Annotated in this window: 8 protein-coding genes; 4 read left to right on the top strand and 4 right to left on the bottom strand. The window is 39.4% G+C overall.

Annotated features, from left to right (window positions below):
• Positions 1 to 870 (bottom strand): glycosyltransferase family 2 protein, encoded by an 870-nt coding sequence (locus E6H07_06870; GenBank protein TMI65626.1) that lies wholly within the window; start codon positions 868 to 870, stop codon positions 1 to 3.
• An 81-nt stretch (positions 871 to 951) separates the two neighbouring features.
• On the opposite strand from E6H07_06870, the gene E6H07_06875 reads away from it, so the two are divergent.
• The 3 genes from E6H07_06875 to E6H07_06885 are packed head-to-tail and all read left to right on the top strand — an operon-like array spanning position 952 to position 4,298.
• Positions 952 to 1,731 (top strand): inositol monophosphatase, encoded by a 780-nt coding sequence (locus E6H07_06875; protein TMI65627.1) that lies wholly within the window; start codon positions 952 to 954, stop codon positions 1,729 to 1,731.
• Positions 1,728 to 2,759, top strand: coding sequence for a thiamine-phosphate kinase (thiL, locus tag E6H07_06880; protein ID TMI65628.1), 1,032 nt, complete (start codon positions 1,728 to 1,730; stop codon positions 2,757 to 2,759). The genes E6H07_06875 and thiL overlap by 4 nt, the downstream gene beginning before the upstream one ends.
• 21 nt (positions 2,760 to 2,780) lie before the next feature.
• A complete protein-coding gene (locus E6H07_06885; GenBank protein ID TMI65629.1) occupies positions 2,781 to 4,298 on the top strand; it encodes a peptidase S41 in 1,518 nt (505 codons plus the stop codon).
• A gap of 17 nt (positions 4,299 to 4,315) precedes the next feature.
• Here E6H07_06885 and E6H07_06890 read toward each other — a convergent pair whose 3' ends face one another.
• The 3 genes from E6H07_06890 to E6H07_06900 all read right to left on the bottom strand — a co-directional run bounded on the left by E6H07_06890 (position 4,316) and on the right by E6H07_06900 (position 9,535).
• A complete protein-coding gene (locus E6H07_06890; protein ID TMI65630.1) occupies positions 4,316 to 5,107 on the bottom strand; it encodes a nitrilase family protein in 792 nt (263 codons plus the stop codon).
• A gap of 128 nt (positions 5,108 to 5,235) precedes the next feature.
• Positions 5,236 to 6,132, bottom strand: coding sequence for a type IX secretion system membrane protein PorP/SprF (locus E6H07_06895; GenBank protein ID TMI65631.1), 897 nt, complete (start codon positions 6,130 to 6,132; stop codon positions 5,236 to 5,238).
• 19 nt (positions 6,133 to 6,151) lie between these two features.
• Positions 6,152 to 9,535, bottom strand: a complete 3,384-nt coding sequence (locus E6H07_06900; GenBank protein TMI65632.1) for a T9SS type B sorting domain-containing protein — start codon at positions 9,533 to 9,535, stop codon at positions 6,152 to 6,154.
• A 129-nt stretch (positions 9,536 to 9,664) separates the two neighbouring features.
• Here E6H07_06900 and E6H07_06905 point away from each other — a divergent pair, with 129 nt between their 5' ends.
• Positions 9,665 to 13,264 carry a PKD domain-containing protein gene (locus tag E6H07_06905; GenBank protein ID TMI65633.1) on the top strand — a complete coding sequence of 1,200 codons (3,600 nt, stop codon included), beginning with the start codon at positions 9,665 to 9,667 and terminating at the stop codon, positions 13,262 to 13,264.
• Positions 13,265 to 13,466 lie beyond the last annotated feature (202 nt).

Raw genomic sequence — 13,466 nt, forward strand, 5'->3', positions numbered from 1 at the left:
TTATTTCTGCTCTGACCTGAAAATATTTCCTATTGCATACAAGCCGGCAAAAAACCAGATGCCTGTTTTGAGAATAAACTTAAAAACACCTTTTGCTCCACCTGAATAATGCTTGTCAACAAAAATGCTCATTGCGCCATAAAAGGGTTTTATATGTGCCATACTTCTTTTTTTTGTGCTGGCACCTTTATAATGTGTAATTGAAGTTTCCGGGAAATAATAGTTTTTATAGCCCGCCTTTTGGATCCGGTAGCTCAGGTCAATATCTTCACCGTACATAAAAAAATCTTCATCAAAACCTTTTACTTCAATAAAGACATTTCTTTTGATCAGCATAAAAGCACCGGATAAGACATCTACTTCATGTATTTCATTTTCGCTGAGATGCCCTGCATAGTAGGCAGCAAATAATTTTGAATGAGGAAATAAAGAAGCCAATCCTGTCATTTTGAAAAGAGAAGCTGATACGGAAGGGAAATTTCGTTTTGATTCTTTTAAATAATTGCCGGAACCATTCAGCATTTTTATACCTAATGCTCCAGCGTCTTTTTTTGTTTGAATAAAATCAAGGCATTTTTTAAAACAATCTGTGGGAACAATAGTATCCGGGTTCAAAAATAAAATATACTCGCCGGATGATTGCTGAAAACCGGTATTACAGGCTGATCCAAAACCTTTGTTTATTGGATTGGCAATAAATTTTACACCCGGAAAAAGAGGCTGCAGGTATTCAATACTGTTATCAGATGAGGCATTATCAACAATAATAATTTCGCCAGGTATATTTCTCAAAGCCGCCTGTACGGAATAAAGGCATTTTTCAAGCAAATACTTTACGTTATAATTTACTATTATGACAGAAATTTCCATGCTGTGCGGCCAAATCTAATCCCGATAAATGTCGGGACTTAAATCTGAAATCTAAAATCAAAATCCCGGTTATCTTTGCCAATGCTTAAAAACACGTTGTATAAGGCGGTACAGGCTGGTGCTGCAGAAGTGGTTCGTTTTTTTAATTCCGAGTTTAAAATCAGTAATAAGGAGGGGGTAAATAACCTGGTAACAGAAGCTGATCATGCTTCGGAAAAAGCAATTATGGATGTGATCCGTAATGATTTTCCCGAACATCAATTACTTGGCGAAGAAAGTGGTAAACTGGTACAGGATTCAAATTATAAATGGATCATTGACCCGATCGATGGTACAGTAAATTTTGCTCACCGCATTCCACTTAACTGTGTTTCTATCGGCATTGAAAAAGATGGCAAGATCATAATGGGTGTTGTCTACAATCCGCATATCAATGAATTCTTTTTTGCTGAAAAAGGAAAAGGAGCTACACTAAATGACCAACCCATTAGTGTAAGTAATGAAACACAGGTCTTAAAATCATGTTTGGTAACAGGGTTTCCCTATACTTATATTAATATGCCTAATGGTCCTTTGGAAATCTTTGATAAACTGATACGAAAAGGTGTACCCGTAAGACGAATTGGTTCTGCTGCCATCGATCTGTGCTGGGTGGCTTGCGGAAGGTTTGATGGTTTTTATGAACATAAGCTGGAGCCGTGGGATAGTGCAGCCGGATTCCTGATAGTGGAAGAAGCAGGAGGCAAAGTAACAAATCATGAGAATGAACCATTCTCAATTTACCAGCACAAAATTCTAGCTACAAATGGAAAAATTCATGATGAACTTTCTGGTATCATAACAAATAAAATAGCGATATGAGTGAACAAAGAACAGAGATCGGGTCGTTGGGTGAATTTGGGTTAATTGATCATTTGACCAAAAATATAGAATTAAAAAATGCTTCATCTATACTTGGTGTAGGTGATGATGCTGCTGTGATCGATCATTTTGGTAAGCAAACAGTTATCACAACAGATTTGCTGGTGGAAGGAATTCATTTCGATCTCATTTATACACCGCTTAAACATTTAGGATATAAAGCTGTAATTGTTAACCTGAGTGATATTTATGCAATGAATGCGGAACCGACACAAATCGTTTTGAGCCTGGGAATAAGCAGCAAATTCAGCGTGGAAGCGTTGGATGAATTTTATGAAGGTGTATATGCTGCTTGTGAAAAATATGATGTTGACCTGGTAGGTGGCGATACTACTTCATCTCAAAAAGGGTTTATCATTTCAGTTACAGCTATTGGTGAAGTAGCGCCGGACAAATTTGTAAAAAGAAGTACTGCTCAAAAAGGCGATTTAATTTGTGTGAGTGGTGATTTAGGCGGAGCATATGCAGGTCTTTTGTTTTTAGAAAGGGAGAAAAAAATATTTCTCGAAAGCCCTGCTGTACAGCCTGACCTTGAAGGAGAAACATATGTGATTGGCCGAATGCTGAAACCTGAAGCAAGAAAAGACATTATTGAATTTTTTGAACAAAGCCAGATAGTACCTACATCCATGATGGATATCAGTGATGGACTTAGTTCTGAAATACTGCATATCTGTAAGCAAAGTAATCTGGGTTGTGTACTGTACGAAGAAAAGATCCCGATACATGAAGAAATGAAGAAAGCTGTTTATAAATTTGAGTTGGACCCAACAGCTTGTGCGTTGAGTGGCGGTGAAGATTATGAGTTACTATTTACGATTCCGCAAACTGAATATGAAAAACTGGTATTGAATGAACAGATCAGTGTGATTGGATATATGACAGAGATGGAACAGGGATCACATATCATAACCAAAGGTGGAAATAAATATGCCATTACAGCGCAGGGCTGGAACCACCTGCAATAAGAACCATTGAACTCCTAACCAATGAAAATAGTATTGTACCTGTTGATCATTCTTATACTGCTTGAAAGTTGCGGTGCATCCCGATCATCTGTTTCAGCTACAAAAAAATATTCGAAGGAACAGTTACTACATGACTATGATGTTTTTCAATCAGCGTTGGAAGAAACACATCCCGGCTTGTACTGGTATACATCGAAGGATAGTATGAATGCTTATTTCGATTGGGGCAGAAAACAAATTATTGATTCTGCAACAGAGCCGGACTTTAGAAAGATCCTTACTTATGTAATAGCTCAGGTTAATTGCGGCCATACTACGGTACGTTCTTCAAAAAAGTTTTCAAGAGCAGCTGATACGATCAGGCCCAAAGTTTTTCCGCTTAGCCTGAAAGTTTGGGGAAGCAGAACAAACGAAGATGGAGATACAGCAGTAATTGCTACCAATCTTTTCAGAAGGGATTCTGTTCTAAGAAGAGGCGTTCGTATTCATTCAGTCAATGGAAAAACAATTGAAGAGCTGATCGATACAATGGGGCGTTATATATCTTCTGATGGTTTCAATAAAACCCACAAGTATCAGACCATCAGCAATACCGGCACTTTTGGGCGAATGTACACTACGTTGTATGGGTTGAATGATAAATATGCTGTTGAATATTTCGACGCAAAAGGTATTATTAAAAAAACAGAAATACCTGTTTATGATCCTTCAAAAGATACTGCACTAAGGAGAGCAATAACAGCGCTAAGACCTCTTTCAAAAAAAGGACAACGTCGTCGCCGGCTGGAAACAACAAGAGTACTGAAAGTGGATACAGCTAATCGTACTGCTTTTATGGAGCTGCATTCATTTGGCAGGGATTATAAGCTGCGTTCTTTTTTCCGTAAGTCATTTCATAATCTTCGGAAGATGGATATCAGCCACCTGATCATTGATGTACGCAGCAATGGGGGCGGCAGCGTAACGAACTCTACCTTGCTTTCCAAATACATTGCAAAACAATCTTTCAAAATTGCTGATTCATTATACGCTACTGATAAGAGTAGTCATTACGGAAAATATATCCAGAATAATTTTTGGAATAAATTATTTATCAGCTTCCTGACCAAAAGGAATAAAAAAGGCGAATATCATTTTGGATATTATGAACGGCATCATTTTGAGCCGAAGCAAAAAAATCATTTCGATGGAGAAGTATATATACTTACAGGAGGCAATTCATTTTCTGCCACGATATTGTTTGCCGAAACAGTAAAAGACCAGGAGAATGTAACCGTAGTAGGAGAGGAAACAGGAGGGGGTGCCTATGGTAATACTGCCTGGCTCATTCCTGATTTCACTTTACCGGTAACTGGTGTTCGGTTCAGACTTCCATTATTCCGTCTTGTTATCAACAATAAAAATCCAAAGGATGGAAGAGGGTTGTTGCCTGAAGTAGAATCGGCACCAACTCAAAAAACAGTAGCTGCCGCTTCAGATTTTAAACTGGATAAAACACTAGAGCTGATAAAAGCAGATAAAGAAAAAGGCAATAGGTAACCTGGCAACTGAGTTGCTCACTCATTCATGATCGTAAAATCGTCTCCATCTTTCAAGAAAGGAAATTTATCACGAATGGCCTGCAGATGTGTTTTATCCAACGTGATGGTAAAAACATCTTCGACATCCTTTACATGATATAATACCTCGCCCAGCGGATCGATCACCATGCTTTCGCCGGAATGATAAACATTGTTTCCATCATTACCTACCCGGTTTACACCTATTACATAAGATTGATTTTCGATTGCCCTTGCACACAGCAAAGTTTTCCATGCATGGCTGCGACGTTCGGGCCAGTTAGCAACATAGATCAACACATCGTATTCTGCATCCTCAGCAATCGGTGATTGTCTTGCCCAAACGGGAAACCGCAGATCATAACATACCTGCAGATTTATTTTCCATCCTTTTACTGAAGCGATCAGCCTTTTATTTCCGGGTGTGTAGTATTTATCTTCTCCTGCAAAACCAAATGTGTGACGTTTATCATAAAAACCATATTCACCATTGGGTAGCATCCAGATCAGGCGGTTATGATAATGTTCACCATCTTTAATGATCAGGCTGCCGGTCAAAACAATCTTTCTTTCTGCAGCAATCCGTTTCATCCACTCCACTGTTTCTCCATCCATTGTTTCAGCAAACTGTTCAGGCTTCATGCTAAATCCTGTGCTGAACATTTCAGGCAGCACAACGATCTCTGTTCTTTCTTTTAACGAACGGATCTTATGCTCCAGCCTATCCAGGTTAACTGTTTTATCTTCCCAGGCAAGGTCGGTTTGGATAAGTGTGATGGTTAAAGACATGCTTTAGTTTTACAATGTAAATTTAAAGCTATTGCTGCATAGTAAGAGTGAACAAGAATTACTCATAAAAAAAAGAAACCCACCAACTGGCGGGTTTCTTTAACACTCCAAAGGGTATGTATTCTTAATTACTTTATGATATCGTAGCGAAGCAGGATCTCATGACCATTGCTGCCTGCATCATATGTGCTGATAGGTGTACTGTAGATATCAAAACCATAACCAATAGTAAATTTCTTATTTACATGCACACCAGCTGAAAGCATAAAGCTTTGATGAGCCCTGTATCCTACTCCCCAGAAAAATGTTTCCTTATGTTCTACTCTTACACCGCCCTGGAATTCCAAAGGGGCATTCGGTAAATAGATAAAGAGGAAATTGGGGGTAACAGTTGTGGTTTCGTCTGTACCCCATTTGTAAGAACCATGAAAAAAGTAGTGCCTGTATAAACGGCCTTCTTCAGTGGGACTCTGGCTGCCACTATAATAATTCAGTTTTGACTGAACCAGTTGAGCTACTGATGCGCCTAACTGTAATTTCTTGCCAGTGTAAGACAATCCGAAACCGGCATCAAACTTCGTACTGTTTTCACTTGATGCTAGTACAGGGTCGTTGCCGAGGGTGTTGGAAAGCTTTGCTTTATCAATTGAGTATTGTAAAACTCTTGCTTCAATTCCCAGCGAAAACACGGCATCATTTTTAACTGCAATATGTTTTGCAAAAGCAAACTGTGCACCTGTTCTGGATGTTGGGCCGGTTTTATCATTATATATATAGGCACCAAGCCCTAGTTGGTGTTCGGATAGTTTGAAATTACCAAACACTGTTGCTGTTTTTGGTGCGCCGCTGATACCACTCCACTGGCTGCGGTAAGAAGCTCCTACCATACTGTTTTTATACACACCTGCAGTAGATGGGTTGTGAAGCACTCCCTGCAGATCATAGAAGGAGGAAGATTGCAATTGCTGTGCATTGATGGTTGCTGCTGCGCCAAGTGATAATGCAATTATAAAAAAACGTTTCATTTTATTTTTAATTTAAATGTTATCTCAAAATTGTTACATCACCTTTCAGAGTAATTGAACGGCCATTGATGAGTTTATATGTTACCACGTAGTAGTAAGTACCATCAGCGACTGGTTTACTATTATAAGTGCCTTCCCAGTTGTTCTGGTAGTTGGCATTTTTATATACTTCGCCACCATAACGGTTAAATACGGATACGGATACTTGAGTGTAACATGCTGTGCCATTTGAAACGATCCATCTGTCGTTTGTACCATCGCCATTTGGTGTAAAGGCATCCATAACCTTTGCACAATAAGGAATAACAGTGACAACCATATCATCTGTGGAAGTACAGTTCTCCCCGTTTCTCACCAGAAGTGTATAGATAGTTGTAATGTTTGGTTTTGCCACTGGGTTCAATGTGTTGGCAAAGGTTAAGGTTGCGCTTGGTGTCCATGTCATGAAAACAGGAGCGATCGCTGCACCCTCAAGGGTGACCTGGTCTCCATCTACGATCGTTTTATCAGGTCCTGCACTAATAATTGGTACTGGCCTTATCAGGATGTTTACTGTATTTGATCTGACACAACCATTAAGTGTTGCAGTCACTGTATATGCAGCATTTGCAGTTACTGTGGCTACAGGGTTGCTGATACCCGGATTTGACAAACCAGCTGTTGGTGTCCAGGCAAAAGAAGCGCCGGTGCCATTAGTAGATGCAAGCATCGGTACAGGTTGTGCAGAACATACCGCCGTATCTCTGTTGGTAGTCAACACAAGGTTATCGGTAAATCCAACGGTCACAGTTTTTGTCAGTGTTCCGCAAAAAGCATCCTTAACTGTTATTGTTTTAGGGCCTTGCGTTAAACCTGTAAATAAATTAGATGATTGGAATGCACCACCATTGATACTGTAAGTATAAGGTGCAAGTCCGCCGGTTGCATTTATTGTAATACTTCCTGCTGTAAGATTGGTACAGGTTGCATTGGTTACAGTTTCAGTAGAGTTTACATTTACATTAAATGGACTTCCGTATTCCATAATTGGCGGCAGTGTGCCAGCACCACCTACACCGCTAACAAATAATTTTCTGTTTGCAAACGGAATAGCGGCAGGTACAGTTTTCGGAGCAAAAGCCATTGTTTCAAAAATGCCACCTGCAGGAGGCAGATCCATTATCCAGTTAGCACCACCATCTGTTGTTTTAAACAGTGAACTACCAGCAGTCACATAAAGGTTATTGGCATCATGTGCCATAAGACCAATAAGATTACCAACCGGAAGTAATGCCGGGATATTGCCTGTGATATCTGTCCAGTTAGCACCCCCATCAGTTGTTTTATAGACTCTTTTTATTCCAGTACTGGTAAACATATTTCCAATAACAAACACGGTATTATCATTCAACGCAAAGATTTCCGTGTAAGTAATAAATGTATTTGGAAAACCTGTTGGTCCTTCATTTAATGATGGGAAAGGATTAATACTTGTCCAGGTAGCACCACCATCAATTGTTTTATAAACGCCATTACGTGTACCTGCTATATAACCTACATTGCGACTTGAGAAAGACATCCTACTTAAGTTTGGCGAAGTTGATCCTACCGGAAACCCGCCAAAGGTTTGAAACGTAGCGCCATTATCAATCGATCTGAGAATTGTAGTGGTGCGGTTTGCAGCAGGAATAGTGAATGCACTATAAGCGGTAGCCCAGATTGTATCATTACCAATAGCAGCCACATCATTTAATTGATAAAGGTTGTTGGCAAATAAGGGGTCCATTGTTTGTGCCTGGTCTGTAGTACGATATAGATTTCCAACACTAGTAGAAAAATAGGCTTTATTAACGGCAGGATATACAACTCCTGTGATTTGAATATTAAGTGCTTGAAAATCGGGTCTGTTTCTGTCAATCCATGTTTTTCCACCATCTTGTGTTACAGTAATAGATGGCCCTCCTGAAGCTATTCCATTGTTACAATCAGCAAATTCAAAATCAACATAACCTGCACCCGGAGCAACAAATTTGTAATCACTTCTCCAAACTCCGCCTGTGGTAGAATCAGCCATCACACCTGCCTGTCCCATCACATAAAATTTACCACCAGGAGTTATGTCCATAGCCCAAACAGCAAATTGATTAAAGTTTGTATTGGCAGGTAAACAGTTCTGCTGAACCCAGTTTCTTCCTGTATCAACAGAAGTCCATAGACGTCCAAAGTTTCCATTTGCATAAAGTTTTCCGTCTGCTGCTCTTAGCATCTGGTAAGGATTAGATGCGTTTAACACCTGTATAGCCGGAATCACCGGATAGCCGGGAGGAGGACCACTAGGGCCAGTATTTAATACTTCATATCTTCCTTTTTCATAAACACCGGGTCTGTTAATATTTTGAGTGCTATCGTTCTTTCCTGTTCTTACTCTTATTACTATATTATTATTGAATGACATCATAACGATCAACGAGTCATTAATAATATTCAAAGCCCTGTATTGCTGAACAGTTTGATTTACGGTTCCGAATTTAGAAGTACAGTTTAATGGAAGAGCAGGGTAGCCGGTATAACCCAATCTCTCTTTACTGATGGAGTAGTCTATTAATGTTCCATTATCAAATTTCCATAGAAGGCTGGCATTTGTTGACCCTGTTGTCTGTGTTCCTGTAAAGGCGCAAGTTGCAGTACTGGTTATGTTGGGTATAGGCAAAGTTGGAAAAATGGTACTATTACCACCACCGGATATGTAACCTATTGAGTTATTCAGGAAAGTGATGCGGAATATCTCTTTTGCTTTAGCATCAACAGGGTAATCAATTCCCGGATAGGTAGCATTATTAACGAACCCGACTTTTGTTGTGCCACTAATACCGGGTGCAGCTAAAGAATCCCATGTAGCACCACCATTATTTGTAACATACAATTTTGGAATTGAATCCAGTGTGTTCCATTGGCCTCCGATATAACCTTTATTTGCGTCTATAAACCAAACAGCATTGATAGATTTTGAATTTGCATAAAGTGGTGTATTCACAAAACTCCAGGTAGTACCGCCATCAGTCGTTTTAACCATACAGCCCGGAGTGCCAACTGCATAAGCAACGGTTGATGTAACAAAATGTACATCATTAAAAACAGGTTTTATTACCAAACCTGCAGGAGTAGTAAAGGTGAATGCACCATATGTCCAGTTAGTTCCTCCATTAGTTGTTTTGGCTATACAGCCATCACTACTAGTAGCAAGAGCTGTATTATTATCAAAATAATCAAGGTCAGTAAAGGTGGCGCCCATTGGCGTAGGATTACTAAACCTCCAGGTAGTTGTGTTGTAATTGCTAGTCTGTGCATGCAATAAAACCGAGGAAAAAAGCAGCACTATTGAAAGAAGAGAATAGTGTAGTTTTCCTAAGCAGCGCTTGTTCATGTTTGTAATTTTTTTGTTATGGTATTTGTGAAAGGGTTCGCAAGGTTATACCAACTATTGAATGCTGCATGTAGAATTTGTTCTACTGTTTAAAAACGATATTCTATTGAATATTGTATCTTGATTCAAATGATGCGTCTCCGGGTCTCAATACTATTAGTCGTTAGTCTTTTATCCTTTGTTTTTTCCTTTTCGCAGGACAAATCAAACAAAGGGAAAGAGTTTTGGTTGGGCTATGGTTATTGCTGGGTGTTTGACATGGAAGCTCCGACCAATACACAGGAGCTTGTATTGTACTTAAGCGCAGAACAACCTGCCACGGTTACTGTATCTGTAAACAGTACCGGTTGGAGTCAAACAGTGAATATTCCTGCCAATACCGTTAATGCAACCATCCGGGTTCCAAAATCGGGAGTTGATGATGCAAGAATTTTCAACGAAGGCTTATTTAACAGGGGAGTTCATATTGTAAGTGATACGCCGATCGTAGTATATGCACATGCATACAATAATATGGTTTCCGGGGCTACAATGCTGATGCCTGTTGAAACTTATGGCTACAAATATTATTCTTTAAACTATTCTCAATCCACTTCAGGATCAAGCCCGCCGAATCCACCCATTACAACAACCCAAAACGGGCCGGCATGGTATTCCTGGTTTTATGTGATCGCATCAGAAGACAACACAAAACTTGAAATTACACCATCTGATACTACAAGAAACGGATGGCTTCCAGGGCAAACTTATACAGTAAACCTGAACAAAGGACAACTGTATAATGTAATGGGAAAATTAGGTCCATCGAACAAAATAGTAGATGCCAGCAAGGATATGTCCGGTAGCAAAGTGTTATCTGTGCCCGGTGCGGATGGCAACTGTCATCCGGTTGCTGTTTTTTCCGGCAGCGGAGGTATCAGGCTTTGTAAAAATGATGGTGGTGAATACATGCAACAACAGGTATTTCCTACACAGGCATGGGGTACCCGTTATCTTACTTATCACACACTAAACAATACAACAACTGATATTAATGATCAATTTAAAAATTTTTACCGCATTGCTGTTTCCGATCCAACCACAGTGGTAAAAAGGAATGGCGTAGTGATGACAGGACTGATCAATAATTTTTATTACGAATATCTTGACAGTTTAGGTGGTGATTATATTGAAGCAGATAAGCCGGTTCTTATGGGGCAGTATACACCCGGTGGTAACCGCTGTTACCTGGCGAGCCAATTTGCGTATGGTGATCCTGAAATGTTTTACCTAAGCCCGGTAGAGCAGGGAAGAAGTGATGTATTGTTTTATGCAACACGTAATGCTAATATCGATTTCAATTATTTAAATGTAATTGTTTCCAATGCAGGTCTTGCATCATTACGTTTGGATGGAGCAGCATTTAATCCGGCAAATATCCGTCCGCATCCTAATCATCCCGGTTATTCAGTTGCGGTAGCAAGAATATTGGGTGCTGCAGCACAACACAGGCTTGTAAGTGATTCTAACTTTACGGCAACAATGTATGGTCTTGGTTTTTTTGAAAGCTATGGTTATAATGTTGGCACCAACATCAACAATCTTAATCATTACAGTACTATAAAAAATACTTTTAATACAACTACCAATATTGATTCATTCACATGTCCAAAATCTCCGGTAAGGTTGTTTGTAAAACTAGGTTACCAGGCCACTTCAATTCATTGGAAGCTGAGCCAGGTAGCAACGATGACACCTAATGCGGATTCAATTATCAATAACCCGGTTCCTGTTACCACTGAGTTGATCAATGGTCGTACTTATTATATTTATACTTTGCAACAGGATTTTAGTTTTGCCACAACCGGAACTTATTTTATCCCTGTTTCATTTACAGCCACTGTAATTGAGAACTGTAGTCAAACTGAGTATGCACAGGTAAAAGTGGTAGTGAAACCGGGGCCAGTTTCAAATTTCAATTTTTCATCTCCTGCTTGTTTAAAGGATAGCGTCTATTTGACCGGAACAGCTGTACCCGGCATATTTACTTTAAATAATTATATCTGGACATTTGATGATGCTACTACACAAACAACCGTAAATGCAGTAAAGAAATTTGCAACAGCGGGTAATCATGATGTACGATATAGGGTAATTGCAACCAATGGTTGCGTAGGGGATACCACTAAAACAATAAACGTCTTTGATTCGCCGGTTGCCAACTTTGGTGTAACTAATCCTATTTGTCAAACCGATTCAGTTTTTCTCACAGATAGCACATTGATCAGCTCAGGAACGATCGCCAGCTGGCAATGGAATTTTGGTGATGGCAATACTATAACAAGAACAAACAATTCACCGTTCTATCATCATTATACAGCTCCCGGGCCATATACCATCTCATTAGTTGTAAACTCAAATAACGGATGCAAGAGTGATACCATGCGCCGTTCAATCAATGTTTTTATATCGCCAATAGCTAAGTTTGGTTACAGTGGAAATATCTGTGTAACCGATTCAATTCGCTTTACAGATACTTCATCAGTTGCTGTCGGAACCATTACAAGCTGGCAATGGAATTTTGGCGATGGCAATACTTTAATAAGGAATAATAATTCGGCGTTCTGGCATCCTTATACAACTACAGGTAATTTTGTTGTTTCATTAGTTGTGTTTTCAAATAACGGATGCAAAAGTGATACATTCAGAAGAACAGTAAGTGTAAATAACCGTCCTTCGGCAACAATGACCAATACCGGCCTGCCTTGTATTGACAGTTTGCAAAGATTTGTATCATCCTATACTGCCGGCGCATCACCAGCAACCTGGTGGTGGGATTTTGGTGATGGGCAAAATTTTAGTTCAACAACAAGCAATACAGCTTCACATAGTTATTCAACCGGGTTAACAAATATTACTATCCGCCATGTGGTAAATCTTGGTGCCGGATGTGTGAGTGACACTGCAACTTTTAGTATTCCTTTGATCAATCCTAATCCTGTTGCATCATTTACAGTAATAGCGGATACGGCTTGTGTAAACAAGCCGGTACAGTTTAATTCATCAAGTACAGGGGTAACAGTATGGAACTGGAATTTTGGAAACGGAACGGGAACAAATGCTCCTCCGTTTATCCGGACATACAGTTCTGCCAACACATATAATATCAGTTTAATAGTTGCGAATGCAGCAGGTTGCCGATCATTGCCTGTAACGAATTCAATCACGATAAATCCTAACCCATCCATAAATGCAGGGCCGGATAAATTCCTTAACACAGGTGGTAGCACTACATTAGATGCAACGATTGCTAATCCTTCGAGTTATAATTTTACGTGGACACCATCCACTTTCCTGAGTGCTTCGAATATTCTGAACCCAACAGCAACACCGGATATTACAACTGATTATTCAATACTTGCAGTTGATAAAATAACCAATTGTACAGATATTGATAATGTAACGGTAAATATCATTACAGGTTTATATGTTCCATCAGGCTTTACTCCTAACCGTGATGGTAAAAATGATGTATGGCAGATACCGGGGCTTGCCTTATATCCGGATGCATTGGTCCAGGTGTTTAACCGGTATGGTGAGATCGTTTATCAAACCAAAGATTATAATAGCCGGCCTTGGGATGGAAAATATAAAGGCACAGATCAGCCCAATGGAGTGTTTGTTTATATCATTCAATTGAATGATGCAGAGAAAAGAATGCTGAAGGGATATGTAACGATTATCCGTTAATCTTTGTTTCCAAAATTAAGATCACTGAAAGCAAAAAATAAAACCCAGCAAATGGAGGTAAAATGATTTTGTGAAGGATCGAATCAGGCTGCTCCACCAATTACCATAAAGAGTATAAGAGAAATGGTAAGTATTAATTTTTCCTGTTTGAATAAAAACTGCTTCATCGCCATCTCTTTTAGTTGACTTGGTTTTATACCAC

The sequence above is a fragment of the Bacteroidota bacterium genome, from assembly GCA_005882315.1.
In the GTDB taxonomy this organism is placed as follows: Bacteria; Bacteroidota; Bacteroidia; order Chitinophagales; family Chitinophagaceae; genus VBAR01.

Bases quoted from the DNA above. Each gene is read 5' to 3' on its own strand.
- thiL (TMI65628.1), top strand. From the start codon at position 1,728: ATGAGTGAACAAAGAACAGAGATCGGGTCGTTGGGTGAATTTGGGTTA.
- E6H07_06870 (TMI65626.1), bottom strand. From the start codon at position 870: ATGGAAATTTCTGTCATAATAGTAAATTATAACGTAAAGTATTTGCTT.
- E6H07_06895 (TMI65631.1), bottom strand. From the start codon at position 6,132: ATGAAACGTTTTTTTATAATTGCATTATCACTTGGCGCAGCAGCAACC.
- E6H07_06905 (TMI65633.1), top strand. From the start codon at position 9,665: ATGATGCGTCTCCGGGTCTCAATACTATTAGTCGTTAGTCTTTTATCC.
- E6H07_06875 (TMI65627.1), top strand. From the start codon at position 952: ATGCTTAAAAACACGTTGTATAAGGCGGTACAGGCTGGTGCTGCAGAA.
- E6H07_06890 (TMI65630.1), bottom strand. From the start codon at position 5,107: ATGTCTTTAACCATCACACTTATCCAAACCGACCTTGCCTGGGAAGAT.
- E6H07_06885 (TMI65629.1), top strand. From the start codon at position 2,781: ATGAAAATAGTATTGTACCTGTTGATCATTCTTATACTGCTTGAAAGT.
- E6H07_06900 (TMI65632.1), bottom strand. From the start codon at position 9,535: ATGAACAAGCGCTGCTTAGGAAAACTACACTATTCTCTTCTTTCAATA.